The sequence below is a fragment of the Pseudomonas triticicola genome (assembly GCF_019145375.1).
GTDB lineage: Bacteria > Pseudomonadota > Gammaproteobacteria > Pseudomonadales > Pseudomonadaceae > Aquipseudomonas > Aquipseudomonas triticicola.
The window spans coordinates 3,647,109-3,663,342 of record NZ_JAHSTX010000001.1; the positions used below are offsets into that span (position 1 = coordinate 3,647,109).

The window sequence follows — 16,234 nt, forward strand, 5'->3', positions numbered from 1 at the left end:
TCGGTTTTCTGTCTTCAACCGATTGCAGAGGGTTATCGATGAAAATGCTTCCCCTACGTGCGGCCATCGCGGCTGCGTTGCTGAGTGTCGCTGTCGGCGCCTCGGCCAAACCCTTGGTGGTCTGCACCGAAGCCAGCCCGGAAGGCTTCGATATGGTCCAGTACACAACTGCAGTCACGGCGGACGCTGTGGCCGAAACCATCTTCAACCGCCTGGCCGACTTTAAACCCGGCACCACCGACGTGATTCCGGCACTCGCCGAGTCCTGGGACATCAGCGAAGACGGCCTGACCTACACGTTCCACCTGCGCAAAGGCGTCAAGTTTCACACCACCGAATATTTCAAGCCGACCCGCGACATGAACGCCGACGACGTGGTCTGGAGCTTCCAGCGCCAGCTGGACCCGAATCACCCGTGGCACAAACTGTCGAGCGTGGGCTTCCCGTACTTTGAAAGCATGGGCTTCAAGGAACTGCTCAAAAGCGTCGAGAAAGTCGACGACAACACGGTCAAGTTCACCCTGACCCGCCGCGAAGCGCCGTTCCTCGCCGACATCGCCATGGCCTTCTCATCGATCTACCCGGCCGAATACGCCGACCAGTTGCTCAAGGCCAACAAGACCGGCGATCTGAACAACAAGCCGATCGGCACCGGCCCGTTCATCTTCCAGCGTTACGCCAAGGATGCGCAGGTGCGTTTCAAGGCCAACCCGGATTACTTCCGTGGCAAGCCGCCGGCCGACGCGTTGATCCTGGCGATTGCCACCGACAACAACGTGCGCCTGCAGAAGCTAAAGGCCAACGAGTGCCAGGTCGCGCTGTATCCGAAACCGGATGACATCCCGAGCATCAAGAAAGACAGCAACCTGAAAGTCGACGAGCTGGACGCGATGACCGTTTCGTACATCGCCATGAACACCCAGCACAAGTACATGAGCGACGTGCGTGTGCGCAAAGCCATCGACATCGCCTTCGACAAGGAAGCCTACGTCAACGCGCTGTTCGGCAAGGGTAACGCGTCGGTGGCGGTCAACCCGTACCCGCCGACCCTGCTCGGCTACAACCATGACCTGAAGAACCCGCCACGGGATCTCGACAAGGCACGCGCCTTGCTCAAGGAGGCCGGGGTTCCGGAAGGCACCACGTTTACCCTGTTCACCCGTAACGGCGGCGGTCCGACCAACCCCAACCCGATGCTCGGCGCGCAGATGATGCAGGCTGACCTGGCGAAAGTCGGGATCAAGATCGACATCCGCGTGATGGAATGGGGCGAGATGCTCAAGCGCGCCAAGGCCGGCGAGCACGACATGGTCTCGGCCGGATGGGCGGGCGACAACGGCGACCCGGATAACTTCCTGACGCCTATGCTCAGTTGCGAGGCCGCCAAGAACGGCGAAAACTACGCACGCTGGTGCAACGAGAAATTCCAGGCACTGCTGGATGAAGCGCGGGCTAAAGTAGATCCGGCCGAACGCGCCGCGCTCTACGAACAGGCCCAAGTGCTGTTTAATCAGGACCAGCCATGGATCAGCATGGCCCATACTCGGATGTTCACTGCAATGCGCAACAATGTAGAGGGCTACCACATCAGCCCTCTCACCACTAATAACTTCGCCACCACCCAGGTGAAGTAGATAAGAAACGCCCGGCGTCCCTGACCTGAGGGACGCCGGACACGCCTAACCGGCTGATGAGGTACCACACAAGATGTTTAGTTTTATTGCCCGCCGACTGGGGTTGTTGATCCCCACGTTTTTCGGCATCACCTTGCTGACTTTCGCGTTGATTCGCATGATTCCGGGCGACCCCGTGGAAGTGATGATGGGCGAACGTCGGGTCGACCCCGAAATGCACGCTCAGGCAATGGAACGCCTGGGGCTGAACAAGCCGCTGTATGCCCAGTACCTGGACTACATCGGCAAACTGGCCCAGGGCGATCTCGGTGAGTCGTTGCGTACCCGTGAAAGCGTGTGGACCGAGTTCACCTCTCTTTTCCCGGCGACCCTGGAACTGTCCATGGCCGCCCTGCTGTTCGCTGGCATCCTCGGGCTTCTGGCCGGGGTGATCGCGGCACTCAAACGAGGATCGCTGTTCGACCACGGGGTGATGGGCATCTCCCTCGCGGGCTATTCGATGCCGATCTTCTGGTGGGGCCTGATCCTGATCATGTTCTTCTCGGTGAGCCTGGGCTGGACCCCGGTCTCCGGGCGCATCGACCTGCTGTATGACATCGAGCCGAAAACCGGCTTCATGCTGATCGACACGCTGCTGGCCGATGACGTCGGCGCGTTCTTCGACGCCCTGCATCACCTGATCCTGCCGGCGATCGTGCTCGGCACCATTCCGCTGGCGGTAATCGCCCGGATGACCCGTTCGTCGATGCTCGAAGTGCTGCGCGAAGACTACATCCGCACCGCCAAGGCCAAAGGCCTGTCGCCGTCGCGCGTGGTGTTCGTGCATGGCCTGCGCAATGCACTGATTCCGGTGCTGACCGTGGTCGGCCTGCAGGTCGGCACGCTGCTGGCCGGTGCGGTCCTGACCGAAACCATCTTCTCCTGGCCCGGCATCGGTAAATGGCTGATCGAAGCCATCGGCGCCCGGGACTATCCGGTGGTGCAAAACGGCATCCTGTTAATCGCCTGCCTGGTGATTCTGGTCAACTTCGTGGTGGACATCCTCTACGGCTTTGCCAACCCACGCATCCGTCATCAGCGCTGAGGTCCATACCCATGAGCACTCCAACATCCTCAGTAGCCACCGCCACGTCCGCCGTGGATCAAAGCCTGCTGTACCCGTCGCCGTACAAAGAATTCTGGCAAGCGTTCTCGAAGAACAAGGGCGCCGTTGCCGGCCTGCTGTTCATGCTGCTGATCATCTTCTGCGCGATCTTCGCGCCGTGGGTCGCGCCGCATAATCCGAGCGAGCAATACCGTGACTTCCTGCTGACGCCGCCGGCGTGGCTCGAAGGCGGGCAGATGCAGTTCCTGCTCGGCACCGACGAACTCGGCCGTGACCTGCTGTCGCGTCTGATCCAGGGCTCGCGCCTGTCGTTGCTGATCGGCTTGTCGTCGGTGGTGATGTCGTTGATTCCGGGGATCCTGCTGGGTCTGTTTGCCGGTTTCTTCCCGAAAGTGGTCGGCCCGACCATCATGCGTCTGATGGACATCATGCTGGCCCTGCCATCGCTGCTGCTGGCCGTGGCGATCGTCGCCATCCTCGGCCCTGGCCTGATCAACACCGTGATCGCGATTGCCGTGGTTTCCCTGCCGTCCTACGTGCGTCTGACCCGTGCTGCCGTGATGGGCGAACTGAACCGCGACTACGTCACCGCCGCGCGTCTGGCCGGTGCCGGTCTGCCGCGCCTGATGTTCATCACCGTGCTGCCCAACTGCATGGCGCCGCTGATCGTGCAGGCAACCCTGAGCTTCTCTTCGGCGATTCTTGATGCCGCCGCACTGGGCTTCCTCGGCCTCGGCGTACAACCGCCAACCCCTGAGTGGGGCACCATGCTGGCCTCGGCCCGCGACTACATCGAACGCGCCTGGTGGGTGGTAAGTCTGCCTGGCCTGACCATTTTGCTCAGCGTGCTGGCAATCAACTTGATGGGCGACGGCCTGCGCGATGCGCTGGACCCGAAACTCAAGAACGCCGCCTGAGGAGATTCCAATGTCACTGCTAGAAATCAAGAATCTCAACGTCCGCTTCGGCGACAAGACCGCGACCCCGGTGGTCGACGGCCTCGACCTGAAAGTCGACAAAGGCGAAGTGCTGGCCATCGTTGGCGAGTCGGGTTCGGGTAAATCCGTGACCATGATGGCGCTGATGGGCCTGATCGAGCATCCTGGCATCGTCACCGCTGACTCGCTCAGCTTCGACGGCAAGGACATGCTCAAACTCAGCAACCGCCAGCGTCGGCAGATCGTCGGCAAAGACCTGTCGATGGTCTTCCAGGACCCGATGACCGCGCTGAACCCGAGCTACACCGTCGGTTTCCAGATTGAGGAAGTGCTGCGCCTGCACCTGAAAATGTCCGGCAAGCAAGCGCGCAAGCGTGCCATCGAACTGCTGGAAAAAGTCGAGATCCCGGGCGCCGCCAGTCGTATGGACGCCTATCCGCATCAACTGTCTGGCGGTATGAGCCAGCGTGTCGCGATCGCCATGGCGATTGCCGGCGAGCCGAAACTGTTGATCGCCGACGAACCGACCACCGCGCTGGACGTGACGATTCAGGCGCAGATCATGGATCTGCTGCTGGCGTTGCAGAAAGAGCAGAACATGGGCCTGGTGCTGATCACTCACGACCTCGCGGTCGTGGCGGAAACTGCCCAGCGTGTCTGCGTGATGTATGCCGGCCAGGCGGTGGAAGTCGGTCAGGTGCCGCAACTGTTCGACATCCCGGCGCACCCGTACAGCGAAGCGCTGCTCAAGGCGATTCCCGAGCACAGCCTCGGCGCCTCGCGCCTGTCGACCCTGCCGGGCATCGTTCCGGGCCGTTATGACCGTCCGCAGGGTTGCCTGCTGTCGCCGCGCTGCCCGTACGTGCAGGACAACTGCCGCACCCAGCGTCCGGGCCTTGATCCGAAAGCCAACAGCCTCGCCCGCTGCTTCTACCCGCTGAACCAGGAGGTGGCGTAATGGCCGTCGTACTTACCGCCCGCGACCTGACCCGTCACTACGAAGTCTCCCGTGGCCTGTTCAAGGGCCACGCCACCGTGCGCGCGCTCAACGGCGTGTCGTTCGAACTGGAAGCCGGCAAGACCCTTGCCGTGGTAGGCGAATCGGGCTGTGGCAAATCCACTCTCGCCCGCGCCCTGACGCTGATCGAAGAGCCGTCGTCGGGCTCGCTGCAGATCGCCGGTCAGGAAGTTGCCGGCGCCGACAAGGCCGAGCGCAAGCAACTGCGCAAAGACGTGCAGATGGTGTTTCAGAGCCCGTATGCGTCGTTGAACCCACGGCAGAAAATCGGTGATCAACTGGCCGAACCGCTGTTGATCAACACCAAGCTGTCGGCCACCGAACGTCGCGAGAAAGTCCAGGCGATGATGAAGCAGGTCGGCTTGCGCCCTGAGCACTATCAGCGCTATCCGCACATGTTCTCCGGTGGTCAGCGCCAGCGTATCGCCCTGGCTCGGGCGATGATGCTGCAACCGAAAGTGCTGGTCGCGGACGAACCGACTTCGGCGCTGGACGTTTCGATTCAGGCCCAGGTGCTGAACCTGTTCATGGATTTGCAGCAGGAGTTCAACACCGCCTACGTGTTCATCTCGCACAACCTGGCGGTGGTGCAGCACGTGGCCGATGACGTGATGGTGATGTACCTCGGCCGTCCGGTGGAACTGGGACCGAAAAACGACATCTACGAGCGCCCGCTGCACCCGTATACCCAGGCGCTGCTGTCGGCGACCCCGACGATTCACCCAGACCCGAACAAGCCGAAAATCAAGATCGTCGGCGAACTGCCCAACCCGCTGAACCCGCCACCAGGCTGTGCTTTCCACAAGCGCTGCCCGTACGCGACCGAACGTTGCACCACGGAAGAGCCGCTGTTGCGTGAACTGGATAATCGGCAGGTGGCTTGCCACTACGCCGAGCAATTCCTCGACGGCGCGGCGTAAGACCACGGAATATCCATGTGGGAGCGAGCCTGCTCGCGAATGCGGTGTAACAGTCACCAACATTGTCGACTGAAATGACGCTTTCGCGAGCAGGCTCGCTCCCACAGGGAGTTCGTGTTGATTCAGGAATTCATGCGATAACAAAACCCCTTCCACCTCGATTGCGCATCAGTCGAGGCCGAAGGGGTTTTTCTTTGCCCGGCGATCTACGTCTGGCTATCGCCTTCGTCATCCGGGTCATCGGTATCCGGATCGTCCGTGGTCGAGTCGTCGTCATCGGCGCTGCCACCCTGATTCATATCCCCCGGTTCCGACTCGGACTTGGCGAGCATCAGGCCGCTATGCCCGACCTGCCCATTGAACGCTTGAGATTCGTGATCCTCGCACTCGGCCCACGCCGTTGCGGTGCCGAGGGATAGCATCACCATTACTTTCAACAACATCAAAACCCGTAGCAATCTGCTTTTCATGGCCGACTCCATCCTGTTGCGCTAAGACATGCTTGCCGGACTGGCTCGATGTGAAATCTAGTTGCGATCCGACCGGCTCACCACTTAGGACGCGACCGCGCAGGCAGAAATGCCATCGACCGCCAGATTGCTTTCGAATAACCGTGATAACCGAATCAGCTAAGCCCGCGCGTGGCCTGCCAGGTCAGTGGAATGGAGATCAGCACCAGCAGCGCGCTCATCAGCCACACACTGTGCCCGCCAAATTGGCCGTAGAGCTGACCGCTGAGCACCGGCGACAACAGCGCGCTGGCACTCCAGCTCATAAAGAACAAGCCGAAGTACTGACCGCTTTTGCCGCTCTGGGCAAACTGCATCGCCAGTACATTCAACGGCGGCATGAACAAGGCCTCGCCCAGCGTCCAGATCAGCGTCGACAGACAGACAAAAGCCAAGCCGGAACCGAACGGCAACATGCCCAATCCGCAGGCCAACAGCACACTGCCCACGAGCATTTGCCAACGCGAGCCCCAACGCTCGACCGAATGCGAAAGCGGAATCTGCAAAGCGATCACCAACAGCGCATTGAGCCCGAACTGCCAGCCGATCGCTTCGGTGCTCAGGTGGTAGTAATCACGCAGATAATTGCCCAGCGTGCTGTAGACCGTGTCGAATGCAATGCCGAGCACGGCCGTCGCCGCCAGCAGCCAGAGGAACGGCTTGTCGCGATACGGCAGGCTTGAGCCATCGGTCGATTCGTCCTCAACCACGAGCACCGGCCGCCGCCACGTCGTGCGCACGAACCACAGCAACGCCAGCATCGTCATCGCCGCACTGACAAAAAACACCCAACGAAAATCCGCCTGCGCCAACACCCCGCCCGCCACCCCGGCAGCGGCCATGCCCAGATTACGCGCTACCCGGCTCAGCGCTTGCGCACGGGAACGTTGCGCGACCTCGCAATACTCCATGATCAGCCGCTGATGCAACGTGCGAATCGCGCCGTCGATCACACCGCTGAGCGACAGCAAAACGGCCAGCCACGGCACCTGCGTCACCAGCCCCAACAGCATCAGCACCCACACCGAAACGAAAAACAGCGCCGCCGTCAGCCGCGCCGTGCGCACATGATCACTGAGCCAGCCGCCGAGCATCGAACCGACCAGCAACCCAGCACCATAGGCCGAAAGCAACCAGCCCACCGTTTCAATCGCCAGACCCAGCTCCTGACGCAGGTACAGCGCCATGAACAGCTTGACCATGGCGCTGAGGCGGTTGATGAACAACAGAGCCGCGAGGACCCAGGCCATGGGGGTGAAATAGTCGTTGGGACGCAGGAGTTGGGTCAGTCCTTTGAGCATGTAACGTCCGATGGGCGTGGGGGTTTGCTCAACAGTAGACGGGTTGGATTGGAATGTCGTGGGGGTGAGGTCGGCCGAAGTAAAAGCAGAGTATGGCTACGACGTAGAGGGAAAACGCCTTACGGAAAAATCGCCGCGCCCGGATTCAACTTGATTTTTCACGCGGCGTTAAAGATCAAAAGCCCCTCACCCTAACCCTCTCCCGGAGGGAGAGGGGACTGACCGGGTCGTTTGGGCAAGGTACGCCGACCTGAAATACCGAGCCGAACTCGGGATTTGAACAGATCATCAATCGGCTCCCTCTCCCTCGGGAGAGGGCTGGGCGGGCGGCGTTCCGATGAGGGCCGAATCCAACACAGATCCAAAGCAGATCACACGCTTCTCACCACTCAAAACAATGAGCGCAAGATCGAGTACCGCTTTTGATCTTGATCCACCGGCGACGTCGGAAGGCTGAGTGGAGGGATTGATCCGGGCGTGGGAGCGCCGAACGCAGGAGCTTGCGTTTTTTGCTTACTTTTTTAGGCGCTCTTGTAAAAAAGCAAGTCGCCGTCAGGCGAAACCGTCAGCAGCCGCCACCGAAGCAACGGATATTCACCCGAACCCAAGGCAATAAAAAGCCCCCAAGGCCTACACCTCAGGGGCTTTCAGAAAAACACCTCAAACCTTAATGATGCTCCCGCGTCGCGCGGAATTTCACATCCGGCCAGCGCTCTTCCATCAACGCCAGATTCACCCGCGTCGGCGCCAGATAGGTCAAATGCCCACCGCCATCCAATGCCAGGTTCTCCACCGCCCTGTTGGAAAACTCCTCAAGCTTCTTCTTGTCGCTGCACTCGATCCAGCGCGCCGAATACACAGTGATCGGCTCATACGAGTGCTCTGAAGGGCATCGCTCGCCAGCGTCGTGCTTTATTCAGACAAACGGCAAAAAAACCGTTCCTTACCTGTTATTTATGACAGTTGCGCCGAATTTTGGCGACGCTTAGCCTGTGCTGAGGGAGTTTCCCTTAATTCAGTAGGTATGCCCTATAGGTTCGGGAAGTCTTCCGGTCAGGCGAAGTCAGGAGTTCTCCTGAACTGCTCAAGATATTACCCGAGCAACAGCGTCATTTTTTTGAGAAATAGATAGGGGTAAGTGTCGTGGAATACGGTGAACGGATAACTGCGTCAAGCCTAGCTAACTCAGAGCGCGAATGTGAAAGCGTGATTAAGCGCGCCCTTGACAGCAAAAGTGAATATAACTGGGAAGTTTTTTCAGAATATTCCAAGAAACTTTTCAATATGGCAGCAGTGCCTGCTGAAAAACCGGGGATTAATACGATGACGCTGAAAGCGTTTTTGAACTATGGAGACGGTACCGGCCGAGATGTAGGACTGGGCGGTTATGCATTCAACGTTTCTGTTGATGATGGTAGTGGAGCGCCGCGTGTTGCCTACGTGTCCCTTAGACAACACACGACGGGGGGCACCTATTTTTGATAACAACGGCGAATCTGCCATCGGGCATGGCCATCGCGAGCGGGAAAATCCAAAAAGCCCCTGAGATCTATCCCTCAGGGGCTTCCGAAAACCAGCTCAGCACTTCTTAATGATGCTCACGCGTCGCGCGGAATTTCACATCCGGCCAGCGCTCTTCCATCAACGCCAGATTCACCCGCGTCGGCGCCAGGTAAGTCAGGTGACCACCGCCATCCAGCGCGAGGTTCTCCACCGCCTTGTTGGAAAATTCCTCAAGCTTCTTCTTGTCGTCGCACTCGATCCAGCGCGCCGAATACACGGTGATCGGCTCATACGAGCACTCGACCTTGTATTCCTCTTTCAAGCGGCTGGCGACCACATCGAACTGCAGCACACCGACGGCGCCGAGAATGATGTCGTTGCTGCGCTCGGGGAAGAACACCTGCGTCGCGCCCTCTTCCGCCAACTGCTGCAGGCCCTGACGCAACTGCTTGGACTTCAGCGGATCACGCAGACGCACGCGACGGAACAGTTCCGGGGCGAAGTGCGGAATGCCGGTGAAACCGAGGACTTCGCCTTCGCTGAAGGTGTCGCCGATCTGGATCGTGCCGTGGTTGTGCAGACCGATGATGTCTCCAGCGTACGCCTCTTCCAGTTGCTCACGCTCGGAGGAGAAGAACGTCAGGGCGTCGCCGATGCGCACGTCCTTGCCGGTGCGCACGTGGCGCATCTTCATGCCTTTTTCGTACTTGCCGGAGCAGATACGCATGAAGGCAATGCGGTCGCGGTGTTTCGGGTCCATGTTCGCCTGGATCTTGAAGATGAAGCCCGAGAACTTCTCTTCCACCGGCTCGACAGTACGCTCGTTGGCCACACGGGCCAGCGGACGCGGCGCCCAATCGACGACAGCATCGAGCACGTGGTCGACACCGAAGTTGCCCAGCGCCGTACCGAAGAACACCGGGGTCAACTGGCCGTCGAGGAATTCCTGCTGGTTGAATTCGTGACAGGCGCCCTGCACCAGTTCCAGCTGTTCGATGAAACGCTCGTACTCATCGCCCAGGTGCGCGCGCGCCTCGTCGGAGTCGAGTTTCTCGATGATCTTGGTTTCGGTGCGCTCGTGACCGTGACCTGCGGTGTAGACGATGATGTAGTCGTCGGCCAGGTGATACACGCCCTTGAAATCGCGGTAGCAACCGATCGGCCAGGTGATCGGCGCAGCCTTGATCTTCAGAACGGCTTCGATCTCGTCGAGCAGTTCGATCGGGTCGCGGATGTCACGGTCGAGTTTGTTGATGAAGCTGACGATCGGCGTGTCACGCAGACGGCAGACGTCCATCAGCGCAATGGTCCGTGGCTCTACACCCTTACCGCCGTCGAGCACCATCAAGGCCGAGTCCACCGCTGTCAGGGTGCGGTAGGTGTCTTCGGAGAAGTCTTCGTGGCCCGGGGTGTCGAGCAGGTTGATCATGTGTTCGCGATAGGGGAACTGCATGACCGACGTGGTAATGGAAATACCCCGCTGCTTCTCCATCTCCATCCAGTCGGATGTCGCATGGCGATCGGATTTACGGGATTTCACCGTACCGGCCACTGCAATCGCCTTGCCCATCAACAGGAGCTTTTCGGTGATCGTGGTTTTACCGGCATCGGGGTGGGAAATAATGGCGAAAGTGCGGCGTTTCGCGACTTCGGCGGCCTGTTGGGTCATGGGAAATCGCCTGGCGGTGATTCAAAAAAGGGCCGCGATTATAGCCCAACTCGCTGCAATAACCGAACCGTTGAGCACATTAAGGGTGGCCAAATGCTGCCTCAGATGGGAACCTTTTAAAGCACGGAGACGTCCATCCCCTGTTACGAACTTTCGTCAGGGGCTGAAAAATCAGCAAGTTAGCCTGACGGGGCTGCGCTCATGGCTCGCTTTCACACCGCTTGGCCGGTGCTGGAAAACGGCTACTTTTCGCGAACGCTGACTTCGGCAACCAACAATGGTCTTGCCACGCTGAGCAGCGCTCGCCGACTACAAAAAAAGGAGTCCGCCTGTGGCTATCCGCTATGGCAAAGGGCTGATGGGAGGTGCGGTGGTGATCGCGCTCCTGGCCCTGCTGGTCCACTGGATCGGCATCAACACGATCGAACACTACCGCGACGATTTGTTGTTTTACCTGCAAGCTCATCTGATTCTCGTCCTCGCTTCCATGCTGGCCGCCCTTGTCGTGGGCATCCCCGCCGGTATCTTCCTCAGCCGCCCGACCATGGTCGGCCGCGCCGAACGCTTCATGCAGATCTTCAATATCGGCAACACCGTGCCACCGCTGGCCGTGCTCGCGATTGCGCTGGGCATCCTCGGCATCGGCAGTGGCCCGGCGATTTTCGCGCTGTTCCTCGCCTCGCTGTTGCCGATCGTGCGCAACACCTATGAAGGCCTGAAAAATGTGCAGGGCTCGCTGAAAGAAGCCGCCGTCGGCATCGGCATGACCCCGCGCCAAGTGTTGTGGAAAGTCGAATTGCCCAACGCCGTGCCGATCATCGTCGGTGGCGTGCGGGTCGCACTGGCGATCAACGTCGGCACCGCGCCGCTGGCGTTCCTGATCGGCGCCAACAGCCTCGGCAGCCTGATCTTCCCTGGCATCGCCCTGAACAATCAGCCGCAACTGCTGCTCGGCGCTGCGTGCACCGCGCTGTTGGCGCTGTTGCTCGATGGCGTGGTCACCCTCGCCAGCCGCCTATGGCTGGAACGCGGTCTGCGCCCGTCTTAAGGCTTTGCGAAGGAATATTTATGAAACGACTTAGCTTGATCTTAGGCTGCGTCCTGCTGTTCGCAGGAATCGCGCAAGCCGCTGAAAAACCGCTCATCCGCCTCGGCGCCCGGGTCTTCACAGAGCAGACCCTGCTCGCCGAAATCACCGCGCAATACCTGCGCAGCAAAGGCTACGACGCGCAAATCACCGGCGGTCTGGGCAGCAACCTCGCCCGCAGCGCCCACGAAAGTGGCCAATTGGACCTGCTCTGGGAATACACCGGCGTGTCGCTGGTGGCCTACAACCATGTCACCGAGAAACTCGACAGCGCGCAGTCCTACGCCCGGGTGAAAGAACTCGACGCGAAAAAAGGCCTGGTCTGGCTGACGCCATCGAAGTTCAGCAACACCTACGCCCTCGCGCTGCCGAAAAAAGTCGCCGAGGAGTACCCGCAGATCAACAACATCAGCCAGTTGAACGAAGTGCTGCGCGCCGAAGCCAAGACCAATCACCTGGTGGCGCTGGATACCGAGTTCGCCAACCGCTCCGACGGTCTCAACGGCATGGTCAAGCTCTACAACATGAACCTGACCCGCAAGAACATCCGCCAGATGGACGCCGGCCTGGTCTACACCGCGCTACGCAACGGTCAGGTGTTTGCCGGTCTGGTCTACACCACCGATGGCCGTCTCAATGCCTTCGGCCTGAAATTGCTGGAAGACGACAAGCATTACTTCCCCGACTACACCGCCGCTCCCGTGGTGCGTCAGGCCACGCTCGACGCCAACCCGAAACTGGCCGAACAACTCAAGCCGCTGGCCGAACTGTTCGACGACGAAACCATGCGCCAGCTCAACGCGCGGGTCGATGTCGATCATGAAAGCCCATCGTCCGTTGCCGCCGATTTCCTGCGCCAGCACCCACTGAATTAAGAGAGGAGAAGTCATGGAATTCCTGAACGCCTTTTCCCATCTCGACTGGCAGCAGGTGATGCACCTGACCTGGCAGCACATTACTCTGGTCGGCATCGCCGTGACCCTGGCGATCGTCATCGGCGTGCCGCTGGGCATCCTGATGACACGCTTCCCCACCCTCGCCGGCCCGCTGCAGGCCAGCGCCACGGTGTTGCTGACCGTGCCGTCGATTGCCCTGTTCGGTCTGCTGCTGCCGTTCTACTCCAAGTTCGGCCAGGGCCTCGGGCCACTGCCAGCGATCACTGCCGTGTTCCTTTATTCACTGCTTCCGATCATGCGCAACACCTACCTCGCCCTGACCGGCGTCGAGCCGGGCATCCGCGAAGCCGCGCGCGGCATCGGTATGACCTTCGGCCAGCGCCTGCGCATGGTCGAACTGCCGATCGCGGTGCCGGTGATTCTTGCCGGCGTGCGCACGGCGGTGGTGATGAACATCGGCGTCATGACCATTGCCGCAACCATCGGCGCCGGCGGCCTCGGTGTTTTGATCCTCGCCTCCATCAGCCGCAGTGACATGTCGATGCTTATCGTCGGCGCGCTGCTGGTCAGTCTTCTGGCGATTTTCGCCGACCTCGTTTTGCAGTGGCTGCAACGCTCGCTGACTCCAAAAGGACTCCTGAAATGATCGAACTTCAAAACCTCAGCAAAACTTTCCAAAGCAACGGCAAAGATGTCAAAGCCGTGGACTCGGTGAGCCTGACCGTCAATGAAGGCGAGATCTGCGTGTTCCTCGGGCCATCGGGTTGCGGCAAAAGCACCACGCTGAAAATGATCAACCGCCTGATCAAACCGACCTCGGGCAAGATCCTCATCAACGGCGAAGACACCACCGATCTCGACGAAGTGACGCTGCGTCGCAACATCGGCTACGTGATTCAGCAGATCGGTCTGTTCCCGAACATGACCATTGAAGAGAACATCGTCGTGGTGCCGAAACTGCTCGGCTGGGACAAACAGAAATGCCACGACCGCGCCCGCGAACTGATGAGCATGATCAAGCTCGAGCCCAAGCAGTATCTGCATCGGTATCCGCGTGAATTGTCCGGTGGTCAGCAACAGCGTATCGGCGTGATTCGTGCGCTTGCAGCTGACGCCCCGCTGCTGTTGATGGACGAGCCGTTCGGCGCGGTCGACCCGATCAACCGCGAGATGATCCAGAACGAATTCTTCGAGATGCAGCGCGCGCTGAACAAGACCGTGATCATGGTCAGCCACGACATCGACGAAGCGATCAAGCTGGGCGACAAGATCGCCATTTTCCGCGCCGGCAAGCTGCTGCAGATCGACCATCCGGACACCCTGCTGGCGCATCCGGCGGATGATTTCGTCAGCAACTTCGTCGGCCAGGACAGCACGCTCAAACGCCTGCTGTTGGTGAAGGCCGAAGACGCGGCGGACAACGCGCCGTCGGTGAGCCCGGAAACGCCAGTGGCCGATGCGCTCGAGTTGATGGACGAACATGACCGTCGCTACGTGGTGGTCACCTGCGCCGAGAACAAGGCGCTGGGTTACGTGCGCCGTCGCGACCTGCATCGCCAGACCGGCACCTGCGCGCAATTCCTGCGTGAGTTCAACGCCACCGCAGCGTACGACGAGCACCTGCGCATCCTGCTGTCGCGCATGTACGAGTTCAACCGCGCGTGGCTGCCGGTAATGGACGCCGAACGGGTATTCCTCGGGGAAGTGACGCAGGAGTCGATTGCGGCATACCTCAGCTCGGGACGTTCGCGGGGAATGAAGACCAGTATCGTCTCGCCGGCTGAGACCGTGGTCGCATAAACCATCTGCGCGGTTGAAACCCGATCCCTGTGGGAGCGAGCCAGCTCGCGAAAGCGCAATATCAGTCGACGCTGATGGCGGCTGTGAAAATGCCTTCGCGAGCAGGCTCGCTCCCACAGGATCTACGCAATTTTGTTGATCTTCACAAGGTGACAAAGAATCTCAACAGTCCCGCATAGAAAAGCGTTGTCCATCTACCTGCTTTTGGGCTCAAAATCCCTCTCATTAATCTCCCTCGCTGCCAACGTCGCCGAAGTTGTCCCCATCACACTTACCCGCGATCTAGCTGACAAAAGCCACGAACGTGCAGATATGTTTAACACTCGAAAATTCACCGGGAACATCTGCCCGTCATCTCGGTCGGGTAGAAGGAGTGATGAACGCGACGCATGTCAGAAGTGTGCAAAAACGCGACATTTTTAGTTGATCTCGCGCCCCTCACGCCCTAAAGTTCGCGCCGAACGTCCATGCTGGAAACGATCCATCCGGCTCAAGTACTGACGACGAGACAGCAAGGCCAAGGGATAACTGCACATCTCTGGGCCTTTTTGCTTTCGGCGACATGCCTTGGGAAGTAGGCGAACCAAAGTGGGGATACGGAGGGCGTTCATGCACCCATTGTTTTTACGAGTTTGCCCATAGGAGCACCCAGCATGTCGATCCAGGTCGAAGACTATTTCGCGCGCGCTACATTCGACAAAATGAAGGCGTTCGCCGACAAACAGGAAACCCCGTTCGTGGTGATCGACACCGCGATGATCGCCCAGGCCTACGACGACCTGCGCGCCGGTTTCGAATTCGCCAAAGTCTACTACGCGGTCAAGGCCAACCCGGCCGTCGAGATCATCGACCTGCTCAAAGACAAGGGTTCGAGCTTCGACATTGCCTCGATCTACGAGCTGGACAAGGTCATGGATCGCGGCGTCAGCCCGGACCGTATCAGCTACGGCAACACCATCAAGAAATCCAAGGACATCCGCTACTTCTATGAGAAGGGCGTGCGTCTGTTCTCCACCGACTCCGAAGCCGACCTGCGCAACATCGCCAAGGCTGCACCGGGTTCGAAAGTCTATGTGCGCATCCTCACTGAAGGCTCGACCACCGCTGACTGGCCACTGTCGCGCAAGTTCGGCTGCCAGACCGACATGGCCATGGACCTGCTGATCCTCGCCCGCGACCTGGGTCTGGTGCCATACGGCATCTCGTTCCACGTCGGTTCGCAACAGCGCGACATCAGCGTCTGGGACGCGGCGATCGCCAAGGTCAAAGTGATCTTTGAACGCCTGAAAGAAGAAGACGGCATCCACCTCAAGCTGATCAACATGGGCGGCGGCTTCCCGGCCAACTACATTACCCGCACCAACAGCCTGGAAACCTACGCCGAAGAAATCATCCGCTTCCTGAAAGAAGACTTCGGTGACGACCTGCCGGAAATCATTCTGGAGCCGGGCCGTTCGCTGATTGCCAACGCCGGTATTCTGGTCAGCGAAGTGGTGCTGGTTGCGCGCAAGTCGCGCACTGCCGTCGAGCGCTGGGTGTATACCGATGTGGGCAAGTTCTCCGGCCTGATCGAAACCATGGACGAAGCGATCAAGTTCCCGATCTGGACCGAGAAGAAAGGCGAGATGGAAGAAGTCGTGATCGCCGGCCCGACCTGCGACAGCGCCGACATCATGTACGAGAACTACAAGTATGGCTTGCCGCTGAACCTGGCGATTGGTGATCGTCTGTACTGGCTGTCGACCGGTGCATATACCACCAGTTACAGCGCGGTCGAGTTCAATGGCTTCCCGCCGCTGAAGTCGTTTTACGTTTAAGAGGCAGCGGCAAGTTTCGAGCTGCTGGCTGCAAGTG

General features: G+C 59.6%; 14 protein-coding genes and 1 pseudogene. 11 read left to right on the top strand and 4 right to left on the bottom strand.

Annotation, left to right across the window (positions count from 1 at the left end; translation table 11 throughout):
- The first annotated feature begins 38 nt into the window (after positions 1-38).
- From KVG85_RS16305 to KVG85_RS16325, 5 genes are all read left to right on the top strand, one after another.
- Complete coding sequence (locus tag KVG85_RS16305; protein WP_217864367.1) at positions 39-1,634, top strand: ABC transporter substrate-binding protein; 1,596 nt, start codon at positions 39-41, stop codon at positions 1,632-1,634.
- A gap of 73 nt (positions 1,635-1,707) precedes the next feature.
- Positions 1,708-2,718: an ABC transporter permease subunit gene (locus tag KVG85_RS16310; protein ID WP_016771720.1), complete on the top strand. Its 1,011-nt coding sequence runs from the start codon at positions 1,708-1,710 to the stop codon at positions 2,716-2,718.
- 11 nt (positions 2,719-2,729) lie between these two features.
- Positions 2,730-3,656, top strand: coding sequence for an ABC transporter permease subunit (locus KVG85_RS16315; protein WP_016771721.1), 927 nt, complete (start codon positions 2,730-2,732; stop codon positions 3,654-3,656).
- Between the two features lie 10 nt (positions 3,657-3,666).
- Positions 3,667-4,635 (top strand): ABC transporter ATP-binding protein, encoded by a 969-nt coding sequence (locus KVG85_RS16320; protein ID WP_016771722.1) that lies wholly within the window; start codon positions 3,667-3,669, stop codon positions 4,633-4,635.
- Positions 4,635-5,615, top strand: coding sequence for a peptide ABC transporter ATP-binding protein (locus KVG85_RS16325; RefSeq protein ID WP_016771723.1), 981 nt, complete (start codon positions 4,635-4,637; stop codon positions 5,613-5,615). The genes KVG85_RS16320 and KVG85_RS16325 overlap by 1 nt, the downstream gene beginning before the upstream one ends.
- A gap of 206 nt (positions 5,616-5,821) precedes the next feature.
- Here KVG85_RS16325 and KVG85_RS16330 read toward each other — a convergent pair whose 3' ends face one another.
- The 3 genes and pseudogenes from KVG85_RS16330 to prfC all read right to left on the bottom strand — a co-directional run.
- Positions 5,822-6,085 (bottom strand): hypothetical protein, encoded by a 264-nt coding sequence (locus KVG85_RS16330; RefSeq protein ID WP_071174375.1) that lies wholly within the window; start codon positions 6,083-6,085, stop codon positions 5,822-5,824.
- Between the two features lie 155 nt (positions 6,086-6,240).
- The gene (locus KVG85_RS16335; protein WP_217864368.1) at positions 6,241-7,425 is read right to left on the bottom strand and encodes an MFS transporter; all 1,185 of its coding nucleotides are present in this window, start codon (positions 7,423-7,425) and stop codon (positions 6,241-6,243) included.
- Positions 7,426-8,092: 667 nt separating this feature from the next.
- Positions 8,093-8,308, bottom strand: a pseudogene (gene prfC / locus KVG85_RS16340) (peptide chain release factor 3); the annotation flags it as partial.
- Positions 8,309-8,568: 260 nt separating this feature from the next.
- Between prfC and KVG85_RS16345 the strand changes: the two are divergent.
- Positions 8,569-8,907 (top strand): hypothetical protein, encoded by a 339-nt coding sequence (locus KVG85_RS16345; protein ID WP_217864369.1) that lies wholly within the window; start codon positions 8,569-8,571, stop codon positions 8,905-8,907.
- A 106-nt stretch (positions 8,908-9,013) separates the two neighbouring features.
- Here the strand turns inward: KVG85_RS16345 and KVG85_RS16350 are convergent, their stop codons facing one another.
- Positions 9,014-10,597, bottom strand: a complete 1,584-nt coding sequence (locus KVG85_RS16350) for a peptide chain release factor 3 (RefSeq protein WP_016771727.1) — start codon at positions 10,595-10,597, stop codon at positions 9,014-9,016.
- 358 nt (positions 10,598-10,955) lie between these two features.
- On the opposite strand from KVG85_RS16350, the gene KVG85_RS16355 reads away from it, so the two are divergent.
- The 5 genes from KVG85_RS16355 to KVG85_RS16375 all read left to right on the top strand — a co-directional run bounded on the left by KVG85_RS16355 (position 10,956) and on the right by KVG85_RS16375 (position 16,197).
- Positions 10,956-11,645 (top strand): ABC transporter permease, encoded by a 690-nt coding sequence (locus KVG85_RS16355; RefSeq protein ID WP_172667905.1) that lies wholly within the window; start codon positions 10,956-10,958, stop codon positions 11,643-11,645.
- Positions 11,646-11,665: 20 nt separating this feature from the next.
- Positions 11,666-12,559, top strand: coding sequence for a glycine betaine ABC transporter substrate-binding protein (locus KVG85_RS16360; RefSeq protein ID WP_217864370.1), 894 nt, complete (start codon positions 11,666-11,668; stop codon positions 12,557-12,559).
- A gap of 13 nt (positions 12,560-12,572) precedes the next feature.
- On the top strand, positions 12,573-13,226 hold the full coding sequence (locus KVG85_RS16365; protein WP_024011588.1) for an ABC transporter permease: 654 nt from the start codon (positions 12,573-12,575) through the stop codon (positions 13,224-13,226).
- Positions 13,223-14,380, top strand: coding sequence for an osmoprotectant ABC transporter ATP-binding protein OsmV (locus KVG85_RS16370; protein WP_016771732.1), 1,158 nt, complete (start codon positions 13,223-13,225; stop codon positions 14,378-14,380). Before KVG85_RS16365 ends, KVG85_RS16370 begins: the two co-directional genes overlap by 4 nt.
- Before the next feature lie 653 nt (positions 14,381-15,033).
- On the top strand, positions 15,034-16,197 hold the full coding sequence (locus KVG85_RS16375) for a type III PLP-dependent enzyme (protein ID WP_016771733.1): 1,164 nt from the start codon (positions 15,034-15,036) through the stop codon (positions 16,195-16,197).
- The last annotated feature ends 37 nt before the right edge of the window (positions 16,198-16,234 follow it).